Annotated in this window: 17 protein-coding genes; 15 read left to right on the top strand and 2 right to left on the bottom strand. The window is 70.7% G+C overall.

Features of this window, described 5'->3' with window-relative positions; all coding sequences use genetic code 11:
• The first annotated feature begins 100 nt into the window (after positions 1-100).
• From FVQ89_RS04710 to FVQ89_RS04750, 9 genes are all read left to right on the top strand, one after another.
• Positions 101-1,075, top strand: coding sequence for a type IV toxin-antitoxin system AbiEi family antitoxin domain-containing protein (locus tag FVQ89_RS04710; protein ID WP_147900722.1), 975 nt, complete (start codon positions 101-103; stop codon positions 1,073-1,075).
• Between the two features lie 43 nt (positions 1,076-1,118).
• On the top strand, positions 1,119-2,240 hold the full coding sequence (locus tag FVQ89_RS04715) for a GuaB3 family IMP dehydrogenase-related protein (protein ID WP_147900723.1): 1,122 nt from the start codon (positions 1,119-1,121) through the stop codon (positions 2,238-2,240).
• Between the two features lie 30 nt (positions 2,241-2,270).
• The gene (locus FVQ89_RS04720; RefSeq protein WP_147900724.1) at positions 2,271-3,968 is read left to right on the top strand and encodes a glycerol-3-phosphate dehydrogenase/oxidase; all 1,698 of its coding nucleotides are present in this window, start codon (positions 2,271-2,273) and stop codon (positions 3,966-3,968) included.
• Between the two features lie 92 nt (positions 3,969-4,060).
• Positions 4,061-4,585 (top strand): TrkA C-terminal domain-containing protein, encoded by a 525-nt coding sequence (locus tag FVQ89_RS04725; RefSeq protein WP_147900725.1) that lies wholly within the window; start codon positions 4,061-4,063, stop codon positions 4,583-4,585.
• A gap of 3 nt (positions 4,586-4,588) precedes the next feature.
• Positions 4,589-6,022 (top strand): cation:proton antiporter, encoded by a 1,434-nt coding sequence (locus tag FVQ89_RS04730; protein WP_147900726.1) that lies wholly within the window; start codon positions 4,589-4,591, stop codon positions 6,020-6,022.
• Positions 6,022-6,816 carry an SURF1 family protein gene (locus tag FVQ89_RS04735; RefSeq protein WP_147900727.1) on the top strand — a complete coding sequence of 265 codons (795 nt, stop codon included), beginning with the start codon at positions 6,022-6,024 and terminating at the stop codon, positions 6,814-6,816. The genes FVQ89_RS04730 and FVQ89_RS04735 overlap by 1 nt, the downstream gene beginning before the upstream one ends.
• Before the next feature lie 9 nt (positions 6,817-6,825).
• A complete protein-coding gene (locus FVQ89_RS04740; RefSeq protein ID WP_147900728.1) occupies positions 6,826-7,266 on the top strand; it encodes a DUF3817 domain-containing protein in 441 nt (146 codons plus the stop codon).
• Positions 7,263-8,843, top strand: a complete 1,581-nt coding sequence (gene guaA, locus FVQ89_RS04745) for a glutamine-hydrolyzing GMP synthase (protein ID WP_147900729.1) — start codon at positions 7,263-7,265, stop codon at positions 8,841-8,843. Before FVQ89_RS04740 ends, guaA begins: the two co-directional genes overlap by 4 nt.
• Before the next feature lie 97 nt (positions 8,844-8,940).
• Positions 8,941-9,597, top strand: coding sequence for a hypothetical protein (locus tag FVQ89_RS04750; protein WP_147900730.1), 657 nt, complete (start codon positions 8,941-8,943; stop codon positions 9,595-9,597).
• 5 nt (positions 9,598-9,602) lie between these two features.
• On the opposite strand, the gene FVQ89_RS04755 is transcribed toward FVQ89_RS04750, so the two are convergent.
• On the bottom strand, positions 9,603-10,124 hold the full coding sequence (locus FVQ89_RS04755; RefSeq protein WP_147900731.1) for a hypothetical protein: 522 nt from the start codon (positions 10,122-10,124) through the stop codon (positions 9,603-9,605).
• 66 nt (positions 10,125-10,190) lie between these two features.
• Between FVQ89_RS04755 and FVQ89_RS04760 the strand changes: the two genes are divergently transcribed.
• The 5 genes from FVQ89_RS04760 to FVQ89_RS04780 all read left to right on the top strand — a co-directional run bounded on the left by FVQ89_RS04760 (position 10,191) and on the right by FVQ89_RS04780 (position 16,955).
• Positions 10,191-11,180 carry a glycerophosphodiester phosphodiesterase family protein gene (locus FVQ89_RS04760; protein WP_147900732.1) on the top strand — a complete coding sequence of 330 codons (990 nt, stop codon included), beginning with the start codon at positions 10,191-10,193 and terminating at the stop codon, positions 11,178-11,180.
• A gap of 55 nt (positions 11,181-11,235) precedes the next feature.
• Positions 11,236-13,617: an ATP-dependent helicase gene (locus FVQ89_RS04765; RefSeq protein ID WP_147900733.1), complete on the top strand. Its 2,382-nt coding sequence runs from the start codon at positions 11,236-11,238 to the stop codon at positions 13,615-13,617.
• Between the two features lie 166 nt (positions 13,618-13,783).
• Positions 13,784-14,374, top strand: coding sequence for a TetR/AcrR family transcriptional regulator (locus FVQ89_RS04770; RefSeq protein WP_147900734.1), 591 nt, complete (start codon positions 13,784-13,786; stop codon positions 14,372-14,374).
• Positions 14,371-15,567 (top strand): MFS transporter, encoded by a 1,197-nt coding sequence (locus FVQ89_RS04775; protein ID WP_147900735.1) that lies wholly within the window; start codon positions 14,371-14,373, stop codon positions 15,565-15,567. The genes FVQ89_RS04770 and FVQ89_RS04775 overlap by 4 nt, the downstream gene beginning before the upstream one ends.
• A gap of 20 nt (positions 15,568-15,587) precedes the next feature.
• Positions 15,588-16,955 (top strand): GH1 family beta-glucosidase, encoded by a 1,368-nt coding sequence (locus FVQ89_RS04780; protein ID WP_147900736.1) that lies wholly within the window; start codon positions 15,588-15,590, stop codon positions 16,953-16,955.
• Between the two features lie 70 nt (positions 16,956-17,025).
• Here the strand turns inward: FVQ89_RS04780 and FVQ89_RS04785 are convergent, their stop codons facing one another.
• A complete protein-coding gene (locus FVQ89_RS04785; RefSeq protein ID WP_187264901.1) occupies positions 17,026-17,757 on the bottom strand; it encodes an oxygenase MpaB family protein in 732 nt (243 codons plus the stop codon).
• A 242-nt stretch (positions 17,758-17,999) separates the two neighbouring features.
• Between FVQ89_RS04785 and sucC the strand changes: the two genes are divergently transcribed.
• Complete coding sequence (gene sucC, locus FVQ89_RS04790) at positions 18,000-19,163, top strand: ADP-forming succinate--CoA ligase subunit beta (RefSeq protein ID WP_147900738.1); 1,164 nt, start codon at positions 18,000-18,002, stop codon at positions 19,161-19,163.
• The last annotated feature ends 6 nt before the right edge of the window (positions 19,164-19,169 follow it).

Consider the following 19,169-nt stretch of genomic DNA (forward strand, 5'->3'; position numbering starts at 1 on the left):
CGCACTAAGCCCGTCCTCCCCGGGGTACCAGCGGGCCGATCGGCTCCCAGGACGAGTGGTTGGAGCCACGCGTGGCGCCCGCACGCGGCAGCCTCCCGGGATGGACACCTACATCCCGCCGCTCATCTTCACCTCCGATATCGTCGCGGCGGGTGAGGATGCGCGGGCGTTCCGCCGTGCCGCGCGGGCGGGTCACTACCTCCGTCTTCGTCGCGGGGTCTACTGCGCCCGACCGGACTGGGACCTCGCCGACGGACGCGGACGTCACATCGCACGTGTGCGAGCGGTCGTCTCACAGCTGCGCCCCGACTCGCGGGCACTGGTCGCGGGCTACTCCGCGGCGGCCATTCACGGGTTCGAAGTCCTACGGCGCTTCCCCGACGACGTCACGCTGCTCACCCCGTTCCGCGGGGGCGGGACCGCGGAGCCTGGCGTCATCCGGACCTCCGCTCGCTGGCGCGACGACCACGGCGCGACCGTCGAAGATCTGCCGGTCACATCGGAGCCCCGAACACTCTTCGACATCGTGCTGCGAGATGGGTTCGTCGGAGGAGTCGCGAGTCTCGATTCGGCTCTCCGCCGGGGGACGACGGACTCGGCGGAGCTGGCCGAGTTCCTGGAGCGGTGGCGGCCTGCGACGGGGATGACGCGGTGCGTGGTGGCTCTGGCTCACGCCCGACCTGCGTCGGGATCCTTCGGGGAGTCCGCGTGCCGCGCGACGATCGTCACGCTCGGGTTCCCGGAGCCCGCGCTCCAAGCGGAGTTCGTCGACGCCGCCGGGCGGATGTACGCGGACTTCTTCTGGCCCGAGTACCGGATCGCGGGCGAGTTCGACGGGAAGATCAAGTACACGCGGGAGGAGTTCACCCGCGGCGATCCGTCGGAGGTGGTGTGGCGCGAGAAGCTGCGCGAAGACCGCCTGCGTCGCAAGGTCCGCACGGTGGTGCGGTTCACGTGGGATGACGTCCGTGACCCCCGAGCGCTCGCGGCCCTCCTCGAATCCGCGGGTCTGCCCCGCCATAGACATGTCTCTGGCCGGGTAGACACCGCCCCGCGGGTGTCTTTCGGGGCATAGCCATGTCTACGGCGCCCACCAGACCCGCAGGTAGGGTGGGGGCGTGAGCGACATCGAGATCGGCCGCGCCAAGAGAGCCCGCCGCGCGTACGCATTCGACGACATCGCGATCGTGCCGAGCCGTCGCACGCGCGACCCGCAGGACGTCAGCGTCAGCTGGACGATCGACGCGTTCACCTTCGACATCCCCGTGCTCGCCGCACCCATGGACTCCGTCGTGAGCCCCGCGACCGCGATCGAGATCGGCCGACTCGGCGGACTCGGCGTGCTCGACCTCGAAGGCGTGTGGACGCGCTACGAGGATCCCGAGTCCGTGCTCGCCGAGATCCGGGCGCTGCCCGCCGAGAAGGCGACCGCCCGCATGCAGCAGCTCTACGCGGCGCCCATCCAGCCCGAGCTCGTGAAGGCACGCCTCGCCGAGATCCGTGCCGCGGGAGTGCCGGTGGCGGGCGCCCTCAGCCCGCAGCGCACCCAGGAGCACTACAAGACGGTCGTCGATGCGGGCGTCGACCTGTTCGTCATCCGCGGCACGACCGTGAGCGCCGAGCACGTCAGCAAGACCGTCGAGCCGCTCAACCTCAAGAAGTTCATCTACGAGCTCGACGTGCCCGTCATCGTCGGCGGGGCTGCCACCTACACCGCGGCGCTGCACCTCATGCGCACCGGAGCGGCCGGCGTGCTGGTCGGATTCGGCGGAGGCGCCGCCTCGACCACCCGTACGAGCCTCGGCATCCACGCGCCGATGGCAACAGCGGTCGCGGATGTCGCGGGCGCGCGTCGCGACTACCTCGACGAGTCCGGCGGACGCTACGTGCACGTGATCGCGGACGGCGGCCTCGGTACGAGCGGCGACATCGTGAAGGCGATCTCGGTCGGCGCCGACGCCGTGATGCTCGGATCCGCCCTCGCGCGCGCGGAGGAGGCCCCCGGCGGCGGATGGCATTGGGGCACGGAGGCGCACCACTCGGAGCTGCCGCGCGGCAACCGCGTGCAGGTCGGCACGATCGCGCCGCTCGAGCAGGTGCTCTTCGGCCCGTCGTCGCATCCGGACGGCCAGGTGAACCTCATGGGAGCCCTGCGACGCTCGATGGCCACGACCGGCTACTCCGACCTCAAGGAGTTCCAGCGCGTCGAGGTCGTCGTCGCGCCGTACCAGCAGAGCTGACCCAGGCCCTCGTCAGGCGTCGCGCGTACGCTGGCATCCGTGGGAGCACTCGGACCGGACGGACGTACTCGCGCCCTCGAGGCGCTGCGCACGCACACGCTCGATGTGCTCGTGATCGGCGGCGGCGTCGTCGGCACGGGCGCCGCGCTTGACGCGGTCACCCGCGGGCTGTCGACCGGGATCGTCGAGGCCCGCGACTGGGCCTCCGGCACGAGTAGCCGCTCGTCGAAGCTCGTGCACGGCGGCATCCGCTACCTCGAGCAGCTCGACTTCGGCCTCGTCCGCGAGGCCCTCATCGAGCGCGGGCTGCTCCTGCAGAGGATCGCGCCGCACCTCGTGAAGCCGGTCAAGTTCCTCTACCCGGTCACCGTCCCGGTCGCCGAGCGCGCGTACATCGGGGCGGGCATGGCGCTCTACGACCTGTTCTCGTGGACCGGGGGCAGCGCGCCGGGAGTGCCGCACCACCGGCACCTCTCGAAGCGGCAGCTCGCCAAGGCGGCACCCGACCTCGCCCCGGATGCGTTCCGCGGCGGACTCGTCTACTACGACGCGCAGGTGGATGACGCGCGCCTCGTGGTCTCGCTCGCCCGCACCGCCGCAGAGTACGGTGCCCACGCGGCGAGCCGGGTGCGCGTCGAGGGCCTTCTCCGTGAAGGCGCGCGAGTCGTCGGCGTCACCGCGCTCGACCGCGAGACCGGCGAGACGTTCGAGATTCGCGCCCGCCAGGTGATCTCGGCGACCGGGGTCTGGACGGACGATGTGCAGGGTCTCGCGAACGTCCGCCCGTTCCGGGTGCGCGCGTCGAAGGGCGTGCACCTCGTGGTGCCGCGCGATCGCATCCGGGGGACCCTCGGCCTCCTGCTGCGCACCGAGAAGAGCGTGCTGTTCCTCATCCCGTGGGGCAGGCACTGGCTGATCGGCACGACCGACACCGACTGGCACCTCGATCTCGCGCACCCCGCAGCGACCGCGGCCGACATCGACTACATCCTCGGCCACATCAACCGGGTGCTCGCGACACCGCTCACCCGCGACGACGTCGAGGGCGTCTACGCCGGGCTCCGTCCGCTGCTCGCGGGCGAGAGCGACGAGACCAGCAAGCTCAGCCGGGAGCACATCGTCGCATCCCCGGTCCCGGGGCTCACGGTCGTGGCAGGCGGCAAGCTCACCACCTACCGGATCATGGCGCGCGACGCCGTAGATCAGGCGGCCCGCGGCCTCGACCGGCCGACCCCCGCGTCCGTCACGGAGAAGATCGGCCTGACGGGGGCCGAGGGGTACCCGGCCGCGTGGAATCGCCGCGGACGGATCGCGCGCCGCCACCGCCTGAGCCCGGGCGCCGTCGCGCATCTGCTCAACCGCTACGGGACGCACGCGCGCGAGGTGCTCGCGCTGATCGACGAGCGTCCGGAGCTCGGCGAGCTTCTGCCCGGGTCCGAGGACTACCTCGCCGCAGAGGTCGTGTACGCGGCAGGGCACGAGGGTGCGCTCCACCTCGACGACGTGCTCTCGCGGCGAACGCGTATGTCGATCGAGGCATGGGATCGCGGCGTCTCGGCGGCGCCGGTCGCCGCGCAGTTGATGGCCGACGTGCTCGGGTGGGATGCGGAGCGCACGGCGCGCGAGACCGAGCTGTATCTCGAGCGGGTGGCGGCCGAGCGCGCGAGCCAGCTCGAACCGGACGACGCCTCCGCGGATCGGGTCCGGCTCGCGGCGCGCGAGGTCTGAGGCCGGTCCGCACCGCACACCCGCGCCCCCGCGCTCAGGCCGCGCCCTCGCGCCCCCGATAGGGTTGAGGGCAGCGCGAGTGAGGAGCGGGCATGGTCGACGTGCGACGGGTCAAACTCCCCGGGGTGGGGGTGCTGCACACCTTCGTCACCGCCGACGGCGGGAAGGTGGGCGTCATCACTCACCGCTCGGGAGCATCCGACCTCATCTCGTTCGCGGATGCGGAAGACGGCGACGGCCGCAAGGTCTCGCTCCGTCTCGACGAGGATGAGGCCCACACGCTCGCCGAGCTGCTCGGTGGCACCCGGATCACCGAGTCCCTCAGCGGCCTCGACCAGATCCCCGGCCTCTCGATCGACTGGTTCCACGTCGACTACGACCACCACATCGCCGGCCAGCCGCTCGGCTCGATGACCGACCGCGGGCTTCCCGGCATCACGGTCGTGGCCGTGGTGCGGGGCGACGCCGCGAACCCGGGCCCAGACTCCGACTTCAAGGTCTTCCCCGGCGACACGCTCGTCGTCGCGGGCGCGCCCGAGAAGGTCGCGAAGGCGTTCCAGTTCTATCGCACGGGCGACTTCAAGCCTCGCTCGGCCGAAGCTCCACCCGGGGGCTGAGTCATGGAGCACGGCGGAGATCTGCTCGTTCTGGGCGTCCTGTTCGTCATCGCGTACGTACTCGGCCGCCTCGGCAAGCTGATCGGCCTTCCGTCCATCCCGATCTACATGATCGTGGGCCTGCTCGCGAGCCCGCACGTGAGCTTCTTCCCCCTCGCCTTCGACTCCCTCGACGTCGAGCTGATCGCCATCTTCGGGCTGATCTTCCTGCTGTTCACGCTCGGACTCGAGTTCGATCAGGACGAATTCTTCGGCAACGCCCGCGCCCTGCTGCTTTCGGGCGGCACCCGCATCGCGATCAACTTCGGCGTCGGCTTCGCCTTCGGGATGATGGTCGGCTGGGGTGGTCGTGAGGCGCTCATCATCGCGGGCATGACGGCGACCTCGTCGAGCGCGATCGTCACGAAGCTGCTCATCGAGCTGCGGCGCCTCGCCAACCGCGAGACCCCGGTGATCCTCGGGATCGCCGTGGTGGAGGACGTCTTCATCGCGATCTACCTCGCGATCGTCTCCGTCGTGATCGGCGGTGAGACGGATGTCGGGGCGATCGTCGTCGAGCTCGTGATCTCGTTCTCGTTCCTGATCGCGATGTTCGTGCTCGCCCGCTGGGGCGGTTCGCTCGTGTCGCGGCTCATCCAGACGCGCGACGACGAGCTCTTCACGATCCTCTTCTTCGGGCTGGCGGTCGCGTTCGGCGGTATCGGCGAGCTCTTGGGCGTCTCGGACGCGATCGGCGCGTTCCTGATCGGGCTCGTGCTCGGGGCGACGCGCTTCCGTGCGCGCATCGAGCAGTTCACCCTGCCCCTGCGCGACGTCTTCGGTGCCTTCTTCTTCCTGAGCTTCGGGCTCTCGCTCGATCCGGCCGACTTCGGCGCGGTCGTCGCGCCCGTCGCAGCCGCGGTCGGGCTGACCCTCGTGCTGAACACGGCGGGTGGCCAGCTGATCGCGTGGATCAGCCGCCTCACCCCGGCGGAGGGGCTGAACGTCAGCGCGATGCTGCAGAACCGCGGCGAGTTCGCGCTGATCCTCGCGACGTTGTCGACCGCGGCGGGACTGGATCCGAGGCTCGTTCCGTTCGCCGGCCTCTACGTGTTGAGCATGGCCGTCATCGGCCCGGTGCTCGCCGTCAACTCCGAGCGCGCGGGGGCGTGGATCTTCGGGCGGAAGGCGCGGAGCGTGCCCGCACCCGACGCCGAGCGCGATCGCGCGATCGCCCTCGCCGAGGCGGCCATGTCGGGCGAACCGGAGGCGCAGGAGGTCGCCGCGGGGGAGCATCCGAGCACCGCGCCCGTGCCGGTGATCGAGGAGACCGTGCCCGACGTCGCATCCGCCCTTGAGCGTGAGGAGACCCGGCGCGCCGAGCAGGCGCGGCTGCAGTCAGATGGCGCCCCGGACGCCGAGCATCCGCGCGAGCGTGAGATCGATCCGGAGTACTAGTGCCCGACACATCCGTACGGCCCCCGCGGCCGACCCTCCGCCAGTTCGCCCAGGTGGCGCGCCGCCCTCGCTGGATCGGCGCGCTCGTGCTCGCGCTGGCGATCGCGGCGGCGTTCTCGGCCCTGGGGCAGTGGCAGCTGGAGCGCAGTGTCGAGAACGTCACGGTCGAGGAGCCCGAGACCGAGACTCCGGTGCCGCTCGCGCAGGTCGCCACGCCTCAGGCGCCGATGACGGATGCGTCGATCGGGCAGCGCGTGACGCTCGCTGGCCGCTTCACCGACGAGTTCCTCGTGCTCACCGGACGCGACAACGACGGCACCGAGGGGGCGTGGCTGGTCGGGCATCTCGTGACCGACGATGGCGCGTCGCTCGCCGTGGGGATCGGTTGGGCGCCGGATGCGGCGGCGGCCGCGGCGGCGGAGTCCGCGGTGCCGACCGACCAGACCATCGACATCGCCGGGCGGTACCTGCCCTCGGAGTCTCCGGAGGTCGATGACGTCGAGGCGGGAGAGCAGCGAGCGCTCTCGATCGGCGCCCTCGTGAACCTCTGGACGGATCCGGGCCCCACCTACGCCGGTTACTTGGTGCTCGAGGAGCCGACACCGGGCCTCGACGCGATCCACCAGCCGCCGCCGCTCCGCGACACGAGCCTCAATTGGCTGAACCTCTTCTACGCGATCGAGTGGGTGATCTTCGCCGGCTTCGCCGTGTACCTCTGGTACCGCGTGGTGCGCGACGTGTGGGAGCGCGAGGAGGAGGAGCGTCGGGCGGCCGACGCTCCCGCGGGTCCGTAGACTGGACGCATGCCTCAAGGCCCCCGCGCAGCCGACATCCCTCGCCTCCGGACGGCCCTGAAGGTCTACCGCGTCTCGGCCGCGATCACGGGAACGTTCCTCCTGCTGCTCGTGGTGATGATGGTCCTTCGATACGGCTTCGGTGTCGACATCGAGTTCGGTGGTCCGTTCGGGTTCCTGGCGCTGACGCCGAAGGACCAGCTCACCGCCATCAACCTGTCGACGGTGATCCTGACCGTCCACGGCTGGCTGTACGTGCTGTACCTCGGCTGCGACTTCGTGATGTGGCGGCTGGCGCGGTACTCGTTCGGCCGCTTCCTCTTCATCGCGCTCGGCGGAGTCGTGCCGTTCCTGTCGTACTTCTTCGAGTTCCAGGTGCCGCCGTACATCGAGCGCCGCATCGCCCAGACCACGGATGCGGCGCCCGCCGCGGAGGAGGTGAGCGCGTGAGCGAAACCGCTCAGCGCCCCGTGCTCGTCGTCGACTTCGGCGCCCAATACGCGCAGCTGATCGCGCGTCGCGTCCGTGAGGCGGGCGTCTACAGCGAGATCGTGCCTCACACGATCGCTGCCGCCGACCTTGCGTCCATGAACCCCGTCGGCATCGTGCTCTCCGGCGGCCCGTCGAGCGTCTACGAGCCGGGCTCGCCCAGCCTCGACCCCGGCATCCTCGAGCTGGGCGTGCCAACCCTCGGCATCTGCTACGGATTCCAGGTGATGGCGCAGCAGCTCGGCGGCGAGGTCGCCAAGACCGGCGCCCGCGAGTACGGCTCGACCGAGGTGCGGCTCGTGGGCGGCACGGACGGCGGCACCCTCCTCGCCGAGCAGCCGATCGAGCAGACCGCGTGGATGAGCCACGGCGACTCGGTCGTCAAGGCGCCCGAGGGGTTCGAGGTGCTCGCCGCGAGCGGATCCACCCCGGTCGCGGCCTTCGCGAACGACGACCGCAAGCTGTACGGCGTGCAGTGGCACCCCGAGGTGAAGCACTCCGCCTACGGCCAGCGCGTCATCGAGAACTTCCTGCACCGGGCGGCGGGCATCCCCGCCGACTGGAACGCGGGCAACGTGATCGCGGAGCAGGTCGAGCGCATCCGTGCCCAGGTCGGCGGCGGACGCGTGCTGTGCGCGCTCTCCGGAGGCGTCGATTCGGCCGTCGCCGCCGCGCTCGTGCACGAGGCGGTCGGCGACCAGCTCGTGTGCGTCTTCGTCGACCACGGCCTGCTGCGCGCGGGGGAGCGGGAGCAAGTCGAGACCGACTACGTCGCCTCCACCGGGGTGCGGCTCGTCACCGTCGACGCGCGCGAACGCTTCCTGACCGCGCTCGCCGGCGTCTCCGATCCGGAGCAGAAGCGCAAGATCATCGGGCGCGAATTCATCCGCACCTTCGAGCAGGCGCAGGCGGAGCTCGTGGCCGAGTTCGCGGCCGAGGGCGACCCGATCCGCTTCCTCGTGCAGGGCACGCTCTACCCGGATGTCGTGGAGTCGGGCGGCGGCACCGGCACGGCGAACATCAAGTCGCATCACAACGTGGGTGGACTCCCCGAAGATCTCCAGTTCGAGCTCGTTGAGCCGCTGCGCACCCTCTTCAAGGACGAGGTGCGCGCCATCGGTCGCGAGTTGGGGCTGCCGGAGGCGATCGTCTCGCGGCACCCGTTCCCCGGGCCGGGCCTCGGCATCCGGATCGTCGGAGAGGTCACCGAGGAGCGTCTTGCGACGCTCCGCGCGGCCGACCTCATCGTCCGCGCCGAGATCACGGCGGCGGGCCTCGACGCCGACATCTGGCAGTGCCCCGTCGTGCTGCTGGCCGATGTGCGCTCGGTCGGCGTGCAGGGCGACGGACGCACCTACGGCCATCCGATCGTGCTGCGTCCCGTGTCGTCCGAGGACGCGATGACGGCCGACTGGACCCGCCTGCCGTACGACCTGCTGGCGCGCATCTCGAACCGGATCACGAACGAGGTCGCCGACGTCAACCGCGTCGTGCTCGACGTGACCTCGAAGCCCCCGGGCACCATCGAGTGGGAGTGACGGGCCCCGCCCGCCACCACGACGGGTGTCCCCCGGCGCGGGGGCGACCCGTTCAGGGGACTCCCGCGCGCTGACCGCGGGTGCGTACGCTCGGCGCATGTCGACCGTGCTCCTCCTGCGCGCTCTGCGGACGGATGACCGCGGCCACGCTGCACCCACGCCGCTCTTCCTGGCCTTCCTCGGGGCTCTCGTGCTCGCCGCCGCATTCGCGTTCCGCACCGGCTTCGACGCCTCGACCGTGCGCGATTTCCTGCTTCTCGCCTCGATCGTCTCGGGCTGCGTGCTCCTCGCCTTCGTCGGGATCATGGTGTGGGCGACGCGCGCCGGCCACCGGGCGGCGGTGCTCTCGGCGTCCCGTCCGGGCGCGGTCGTGATCCGGGCGATGCGCTCGCGCGGGCTCGCATCCGCCGCGGCGGGCATGGCCTCGGGGCGTCGTGTGCTCCCGATCGGCATCACCCTCGTCGCCGACGACGGCGGCATCGAGGTATGGGGCGGGCCCGCCGAGGAGCCGGTGCGCATCGCGCGCGCTCCCTGGCAGTCCGTTCAGGCGATCCGCGTGGGCCGAGTGAATCGTGCCGGCCGCGCATCCGACGGGCTGCTCTTCACGGTGGGCATCGCCGCCGACGGAGGCGTGGAGCTTCCGGTCGCCGTCGTGGGGACCGGCCTCGGGGGGCTGTCGTCGCTCACCCCCGCTGCGCTGGAGCGTCTCGCCGGGGGTCTCGAGGCTCGCCGGGTCGCCGCGATGCGCGTCTGATCAGCTCACGCCGGCGTTCGGCGGATGGCCTGCTCGATCAGTCGCGCGAGGATGCTCGCCGCCGTCATGGTCGCCAGCACGATCGCGAGCGCGGGCAGCATCCGCGAATAGTCGTCGCCCAGGAGGTCGCCGACCACCCATGCGACGACGGCGACGATGATGCCCGTCAGGGCGGTCACGGCCGGCCGGTGCCGCACGAGCAGCCAGCACAGATACGGCACGACGAGCACGATCAGAAAACGCGGGCCGGTCAGCAGCAGCCACATGGTGAGCAGCGATGGCGCGACCGCGAGCGTGCGGCGCCATCCGGCGCACGGGAGGATGCACCATCCGGCCACGTGGGCGGCGCTGCCCATCGGCAGGATCCACAGGGCGAAGGTGTTCGCGCCGGCGATCGCGAGGCCACCCCCGATGATGAGCCAGATCCCCGCCCACCAGCGGGTGGGGGCGTCGCCCCAGCGCAGGGGGAGTGACGACAGGGGGATCCGCGGGAGCGCCGGGGGTGTACCCGGCTCGGGTGCGCTCATGGTCCGATCAGCGTAACCCGCGCGCTCGCCCAGGCCAGCGCAAGGTGTGGCGGCTATCGTGGCCCGGTGAGCGAGCAGCGGCGCCCGTGGGTGATCGGGCACCGCGGGGCGAGTGGTTACCGGCCCGAGCACACGCGTGGCGCGTACGAGTTGGCCTTCGCACTCGGGGCCGATGCGGTCGAGCCCGACATCGTCGCGACGCGTGACGGGGTGCTCGTGGTGCGCCACGAGAACGAGATCTCGGGCACGACCGACGTCGCCGCGCATCCGGAGTTCGCGGATCGCCGCGCGACGAAGCGGATCGACGGGCAGACACTCACCGGGTGGTTCACCGAGGACTTCACGTGGGACGAGCTCGCCACGCTTCGCGCCCGCGAGCGTCTACCGGAGGTGCGGCCCGCATCCGCGACGTTCGACGGACGCTTCCCGATCCTGCGACTCGCCGAACTCGTGCGGATGGTCGAGGAGGCGTCTGTGCGGCACGGGCGCCCGATCGGGCTTGTCGCCGAGATCAAGCACGCGACGCACTTCGAGTCCGTCGGGCTGCCGCTCGACGAGCTCGCCGCGCCGGTGCTGGCGGGCTTCGGCGGGCCCCTCGTGGTCGAGAGCTTCGAGGAGACCGTGCTCGGCCTGCTGCGGCAGCGCGGCCTCGACGCCCGCTACGTGTACCTGCTGGAGGCAGAGGGCGTGGCGGCCGACCTCGTGGCGCGCCTCGGCGCATCCGCCCCCGACTACGACGCGCAGCTCACCGACGACGGCCTCGCGGATCTCGCGTCGCGGGTCGACGGCATCAGCGTCGACAAGCGGCGGCTGCTGCGTCCGGATGTGCGCGCGGGTGCCGTGCTCGTGGACCGTGCGCATCGAGCGGGTCTCGAGGTGTTCACGTGGACGCTCCGGCCCGAGAACCGATTTCTCACGAAGCCGTTCCGCGTGGGAGCGGGCCCTCGAGAGTGGGGCGACTGGAGAGGCGAGTTCACCGAGGTCCTCGCGACGGGCGTCGACGGCGTCTTCGCCGATCACCCTGACCTCGCCCTCGCCGCCCGCGACGGAGACTGACGGATGTGCGCACCCGCCCGCAGGGGTCGGGGGCGCGACCTAGACTGGGGCCGCCATGACGTTCCTTCTCGACGGGTTCACGGATCCGGGTGATCCGAGCGCGTCCGCGCCCGCCGTCGACGACGCCCTGCTCGACGGGCTCAACCCGCAGCAGCGCGAGGCGGTGCTCTACCGGGGTCCCGCGCTCCTGATCGTCGCCGGGGCAGGATCCGGCAAGACGAGCGTGCTCACCCGGCGCATCGCGAGCCTCATCCATTCCCGCGAGGCGTGGCCGAGCCAGATCCTCGCGATCACCTTCACCAACAAGGCCGCGAACGAGATGCGCGAGCGTGTCGAGCAGCTGGTGGGCGGCGGCGCGAGCGGCATGTGGATCTCGACGTTCCACTCGGCGTGCGTCCGCATCCTGCGGCGCCAGGCGGAGGCGATGGGTCTCAAGCAGGCGTTCACGATCTACGACTCGGCCGACTCGCGGGCGCTCCTCAAGCGCATCATCAAGGAGCTCGAGGTCGACACCCTGGGCCTCACCGTCTCGAGCGTCGGCGGCAAGATCTCGAAGCTCAAGAACGAGCTGGCCGACGTCGACTCCTACGCCCGGCAGGTGAACGCCGACGACCCGGCCGATGTCGCCTTCCTCGAGGTCTTCCGCCGCTACAGCGAGGGGCTGCGGCGCGCGAACGCGCTCGACTTCGACGACCTCATCTCCGAGACGGTGCACCTGTTCCGGGCCTTCCCGGAGGTCGCCGCGCTCTATCAGCGGCGCTTCCGGCACGTGCTCGTCGACGAGTACCAGGACACGAACCATGCCCAGTACGCCCTTATCCGCGAGCTGACGCGCCCGATCCTCCCTGAGCACGTGCCTGCCGACACGCGGATGCGCGTGGACGCCTCCGGCGGCATCCCGGCCGCGTCGCTCACCGTCGTCGGCGACTCCGACCAGTCGATCTACGCATTCCGCGGGGCCGACATCCGCAACATCGTCGAGTTCGAGCGCGACTTCCCCGACGCGCGCGTCGTGCTCCTGGAGCAGAACTACCGCTCGACGCAGAACATCCTCGATGCGGCGAATGCCGTGATCGCGAACAACTTCGACCGGCAGGCCAAGAACCTCTTCACGACGGTCGGCGCGGGGGAGCGGATCGTCGGCTACACGGGCTATTCCGCCTACGACGAGGCGCAGTTCGTGGCCGACGAGATCCAGGCGCTGCATGAGGCCGGCGCCGCCTACAAAGACATCGCGGTGTTCTTCCGGGTCAATTCGCAGACCCGCGCGATGGAGGACATCCTGATCCGTTCGGCGATCCCGTACCGGATCGCGGGCGGCACGAAGTTCTACGAGCGCGCCGAGATCAAGGACGCGATGGCGTACCTCATCCAGGTCGCGAACCCCGCGGACGATCTGGCCCTCCGGCGCATCATGAACGTGCCGAAGCGCGGCATCGGCCCCGCGACCGAGGCGGCACTGCAGGCCTACGCCGATCGGGTCGGTGTGCCGCTGCGCGAGTCCCTCCGGGATGCGGGCGAGATCGGGCTGGGTCCGAAGGTCACGAAGGCCATCGTCGACCTCGGCGCGATCCTCGACGAGGTGGAGGCGATGGTCGCCACCTCCCCTCCCGCCGATGTGCTCACCGAGCTGCTGACGCGCACGGGCTACGTCGACGCGCTGCGGGCGACCCGCGATCCGCAGGACGAGGTGCGGGCTGAGAACGTCGAGGAGCTGCTCTCGTTCACGAAGGAGTTCGCGAAGCGCAACCCCGAAGGTCGCCTCATCGACTTCCTCACCGAAGTGGCTCTCGTGGCGGCCGCCGACGAGATCGACGACGAGTCGGGCACCGTCACCCTCATGACGCTGCACACGGCGAAGGGCCTCGAATACGACACCGTCTTCCTCACCGGGATCGAGGAGGACCTTCTGCCGCACCGGATCTCGGCGGGCGAGCCGGGAGGTGTGCAGGAGGAGCGGCGGCTGTTCTATGTCGGCATCACGCGCGCCCGCAAGCGCCTCTACCTGAGTCTCGCGATGACCCGCGCCCAGTTCGGCGACACCTCCGTCGCGCTGCCGAGCCGGTTCCTCCAGGAGGTGCCGGGGGAGCTCATCGACTGGCGACAGTCGCCCGGCATGGCGAACTCCCGCGGTGGCACGCGGTCGCGCGCGCTCAATGCGGGTGGCGCGTCGCGGCAGCGATTCAGCTACAGCGACTCGCTGCCCCCCGCGCCGAACCGCCAGAAGCGCGAGTGGACGAGCGCGGTCACCGGCGCCGTGCGCGACAACGGCGACCTGACGCTCGCCCCCGGCGATCGCATCCGGCACACGGACTTCGGCGAAGGTCGGGTCACGGATGTCACCGGGCAGGGTCCGAAGTCGGTCGCCGAGGTGCAGTTCGACACCGCGGGCCGCAAGCGCCTCCTCATCAAGATCGCTCCGATCGAGAAGCTGTAGCCCCGGAGTTCTCGCCCCTCGAGCTGTGGTCCTCGGGGTGAATCGCGGCGGCAGATACGCCGCAACTCTTGCGCGCGCCCCCGCGGTCCGCCACGATAGCTCCAATCTTGGACGATCGTCCAAAAAGCGCTCCACCGACTGACAGAGGTGAGATGTGTCACAACGAATGAGTCCCGACGATCGCCGAGCCGCGCTGGTGCGGGCCGCGATCCGGGTGATCGCCCGAGGCGGGGTGTCGGCGGCGACGACGCGTGCGATCGTGTCCGAGGCCAAGATGCCCCTCGGCGCTTTCCACTACGTGTTCACCTCGCGCGACGAACTGCTCTCGCAGGTGATCCGCACCGTCACCGACGACGAGCGGATGGCCGTCGAGCTCGCGCTCCCGGGGGAGGGGGCGACGTTCGAGCAGGTCGTCGTCGCGGCGCTCGACGCCTACCTCGACCTGCTCATCGCGGATCCGGAACGTGAGCTGGCGCTCTTCGAGCTCGCCTTCTACGGCATGCGCTCCGAGCCCGACCTCGTGGGCCGGCAATACGGCGTGTACTACCGCGAGGGGGAGGCGATCCTCACCCAGCTCGCGACGATGTGCGGACTGACGTGGCGTGAGCCGATGCCCGTGATGGCGCGTCGGCTGGTGGTCGTCATCGACGGCGTGACGACCACGTGGCTCGCCGACCGCGACACCCCCGCGGCGCGGGAGTTCGTGCGGAGCGTCGCCCCCTGGATCGCCGCATCCGCGGTTCCGGTGACCGCATGATCCGCCGCAGCTGGCTGGTCGCGCTGCTGCTCGCGACCGGTGGCGTGTTCGTGGGCTGGTTCGGGCCGATCCAGATCCTTCTGCCGGCGCAGGCGGCGGCCCTCGGGGGCGAGGCGGGCAAAGAGAGCCTGCTCGCCCTCGTGACCGGGATCGGCGCGGTCGTCTCGCTCGTCGCGAATCCGGTCTGGGGGCTCATCTCCGACCGGATGTCGCTCGAGCGTCCGCGTCGGCGCCCGGTCATCGTCGCGGGCGCTCTCATCGGGATCGTCGGCCTCGTGGTGCTGTGGTCGGCATCCGATGCCACCTGGATGATCGTGGGCTGGGCGCTCGTGCAGTTGGGCCTCAACGGACCTTTTGCGGCACTGATCGCGATGATCGCCGATCGCGTCCCGCCCGAGCGCCGGGGTCTCGTCGGCTCGCTGTTCGGCATCGCCCAGATCGCGGGCATCGTGCTCGGCACGGCAGTGGCGGAGGCCCTCGACGAGAGCCCGATCGGATACGTCGCGATCGCCGCCGCGATTCCGCTCCTCAGCATCGCCATCGTCGTGCTCCCGGAGGAGCGGATCGCAGAGTCGACGCTGCCGACGATCGGCCGCCGCGGAGTGGGCGAGGTCGTCCGGTCGTGGCGCCTGACCTCGGCGTTCGTGTGGGCGTGGACGATCCGCCTGCTGCTGAACCTCGTGAACGCGCTCATGCTCCTGTACCTCTACTACTACCTGGCCGACGGAGTGGGGCTCGATGATCCGGGTAGGTGGGTGCTCGTGCTCACCCTGCTGAACGTCGTCGTCACCGCGGTCGGCGCAGGCATCGGGGGCGCCTGGTCCGACAGGATCGCGCGGCGGAAGGTGTTCGTCGTGTGGACGACGCTCGTCCTGGCCGCCGCCGCGGTGCTGCTCGCGGTGCTGCCGGTGCTGCCCGTCGTGATCGTGGCGACGGTGCTCGTCGGTGTGGGCTGGGGGCTCTACATGAGCGTCGACGTGGCGATCATCACGCAGGTGCTGCCGAGCGACCGCTCGACCGGCAGCATGCTCGGCATCGCCAACATCGCAACCTCGCTGCCGCAGGCGCTCGCGCCGGTCATCGCGGCGCCCATTGTCACCTCCCTCGGCGGTTACCCGGCCCTGTACCTCGCGACCGCCGTCATCTCCCTCCTCGCGCTCGTCTGCCTGCCGCGCCTGCGGTCGGTTGCGTGAACCTTCTGAAAGGAATCCCCATGACCGACCTGCCCGTGTTCCCTCCTGGGTTCCGCTTCGGCATGTCCACCTCCGCCTACCAGATCGAGGGGGCGGTGGCCGAAGACGGTCGCGGGGTCTCGATCTGGGACACCTTCGTGGCACAACCGGGCCGCGTGATCGGGGGCGAGACGGCGGATGTCGCGATCGACCATTACCACCTGTGGGAATCCGACCTCGCCCATCTCGCCGACGCCGGCATCCACGACTACCGCTTCTCGATCTCGTGGCCGCGCATCCTGCCGCTCGGCACCGGAGCGGTCGAGGAGCGCGGGGTCGCCTTCTACGACCGGCTGGTCGACGGGCTGCTCGAGCGCGGCATCCGCCCGGTGCCGACGCTCTACCACTGGGATCTTCCGCAGGCGCTCGAGGATCGCGGCGGCTGGATGTCGCGCGACACGGCGTACGCCTTCGCCGACTACGCGGCGATCCTCGGTGAGCGACTCGGCGACCGCGTGCGCGACTGGATCACGATCAACGAGATGAGCGTGCAGGTGCTCTACGGCTACGGCCTCACCGAGCACGCTCCCGGGCGGGGGCTCGGCTTCGGCGCACTCCCCGCGGCGCACCACCAGCTCCTCGCGCACGGGCTCGCCGTGCGGGCGCTGCGCGCGGCGGGCGCCGAGCGCGTGGGGATCGCGGCGCAGTCGTTCCCCGTGGAGCCGGCGTCGGAGGACGAGGCCGACCTCGTGGCGGCGGGTACCTTCCACGCGCTCACGAATCTGCTCTTCTCGGATCCGATCCTCGCGGGGCGGTACCCGAACGAGGAGCTGCGGCAGGGCATGCCGGTGGACGACGAGCAGCTCGCCGCCGACCTCGAGATCATCTCGACGCCGCTGGATTTCTACGGGGTCAACTACTACGAGCCGATCCTCATCGAGGCGCCGAAGGAGGGGGTCGACTACCAGGGGACCCTCGAGGTCGACATCCCGGAGGGGATGCCGTTCGCGCCCGCCGTGTACCCGTCGGAGGAGCGCACCGACTTCGGCTGGGCGATCGTGCCGGAGGGGCTGACCGCGGTGCTCGTGGGGCTGCGCGAGCGCTATCCCGACATGCCGCCGATCGTCGTCACCGAGAACGGCGCCTCATTCCACGACACGGTCGACGCGGATGGCGGTGTGCACGACACGCGGCGGATCGCATTCCTCGACGCGCATGTACGCGCGGTCGCGAACGCGATGGAGGCGGGTGTCGACATCCGCGGCTTCTATGTGTGGAGCGCGTTCGACAACTTCGAGTGGGCGGCGGGCTACGCGGAGCGCTTCGGCCTCGTGCATGTCGACTACGCCACCCAGACCCGCACCCGCAAGGACTCCTGGTTCTGGTACCAATCCCTCATCCGCCCCTGACCCGCGAGATGTCCATATCTGCACATCTCGTGGTCCGAAACGTGCACTTTTCGACATCTCGCGGGATGGGTTAGCGGAGTGCGGGGAGTAGCAGACGGGAGGGGAGACGGCGGATGCGGCGCGGCGTGAGTCGGGCGAGGATCCGGATGAGGGTGCTCGCGGCGCGCTCACGGCGGGGCCGTCGGGGCAGGCCGTAGGCGTCCCGGATCACGGACGGCAACAGCCCAGCGGTCACCAGCCGGCCGAGCGGCAGCGCGGCCCGAACCCACCACGGCGCGGTGCCGCGCACCGGATGCAGGATCGCCGCAGCGACCGCGCGCGCGTCGTCGCGAACGTCGAGCGTCGGCAGCATCCGCTCCCAATAGGCGTCGAAGTCGGCCCGGGTCGCGGGCCACAGCTCGGGCGGCACCTGCAGGCTCGTACCGAAGCGACCGGAGACGGCGTAGACCTCGTCGGCCACCGCATCGGGCAGGGGCGCGAAGAGCAGGTCGTGTACTTGCATCCCGACGCCGTGCAGCGTCGCCGCGACCCAGAGCTGCAGCTCCGCGTCGCGTGCGCCGGGGATCCCGTCGTGCATCCGGTCGACCGCACGCGCGGCGCCTGCCGCCGCTTCGGGAGTGCCGAGTCCGATCGCGTAGACGTACCCGAGCGTGTGCCGGAGCCGACGCATCGGGTCGCGCGGAAAGCGCGAGTGGCGGGCGACCGCCGACCCGATCGCCGGATGCGCGAGCTGCAGCAGCAGCGCCGCTCCGCCTCCGAGCACGAGCGCCCCCTCAGCGAGGTAGTCGTCCGCCGTCTCCACGCCCCCATCCTCCGCCACCCCCTCCCGCCCCCATCCCGCGAGATGTCGAAAAGTGCACGTTCCGACCCACGAGATGTGCAGATATGGACATCTCGCGGGATGGGGGAGGGGGCGGCGGGCGTGTCAACGCCCCCGGGGGAGCGGGTAGAGTGGCACAGGCCGCATATCTCGACATCGAACTATCTCGGCGTCGAGAAAGTTCGCCGCCACATCCGATTCCGACGCATGGAAGAAGCGACAGCGTGGATCTCTACGAGTACCAGGCCCGCGACGTGTTCGAGAAGTACGGGGTGCCCGTGCTGCCCGGCATCGTCGCAGACACCCCCGCCGAGGCGCGCGCCGCGGCCGAGAAGCTCGGCGGAGTCACCGTCGTCAAGGCCCAGGTGAAGACAGGCGGGCGCGGCAAGGCCGGCGGTGTGAAGGTCGCGAAGACCCCGGATGACGCGGAGGCCGCCGCCGAGGCGATCCTCGGGCTCGACATCAAGGGCCACGTCGTCAAGCGCCTCATGATCGCCGCGGGCGCGGACATCGCGCAGGAGTTCTACTTCTCCGTGCTGCTCGACCGCGCGAACCGCTCGTACCTGAGCCTCGCCAGCTACGAGGGCGGCATGGAGATCGAGCAGCTGGCAGAGGAGCGCCCCGAGGCGCTCGCACGCGTCGAGGTCGACCCGCTCGGCGGCATCGACCTCGCGAAGGCCACCGAGATCGCCATCGCCGCGAAGTTCCCGGCCGAGCTGGTCGACAAGGTCGCCCCGGTGCTCGTGAAGCTCTACGAGGTCTACGCGGGCGAGGACGCCACGCTCGTCGAGGTGAACCCGCTCGTACTCACCGGCGCCGGCGACATCGTCGCCCTCGACGGCAAGGTCTCGCTCGACGAGAACGCGGGCTTCCGCCACCCCGAGCACGAGGGACTCGAGGACAAGGACGCCGCCGACCCGCTCGAGGCGAAGGCGAAGGCCCACGACCTCAACTACGTGAAGCTCGACGGCGAGGTCGGCATCATCGGCAACGGCGCCGGGCTCGTTATGTCGACGCTCGACGTGGTCGCCTACGCGGGCGAGGGTCACGGCGGGGTCAAGCCCGCGAACTTCCTCGACATCGGCGGCGGCGCCTCCGCGGAGGTCATGGCCGCCGGCCTCGACGTGATCCTCGGCGACCCGCAGGTGAAGTCGGTGTTCGTGAACGTCTTCGGCGGCATCACCTCATGTGTCGCGGTCGCCAACGGCATCGTGAAGGCGCTCGAGATCCTCGGCGACGCCGCGACCAAGCCCCTCGTCGTCCGCCTCGACGGCAACCAGGTCGAGGAGGGCCGCGCGATCCTCGCCGCGGCCGCACACCCGCTCGTCACGATCGCGACGGGCATGGACGAGGGCGCCGACAAGGCCGCCGAGCTCGCGAACGCCTGACCCGCA

The sequence above is a fragment of the Homoserinibacter sp. GY 40078 genome, from assembly GCF_008017545.1.
Classification (GTDB): domain Bacteria; phylum Actinomycetota; class Actinomycetes; order Actinomycetales; family Microbacteriaceae; genus Homoserinibacter.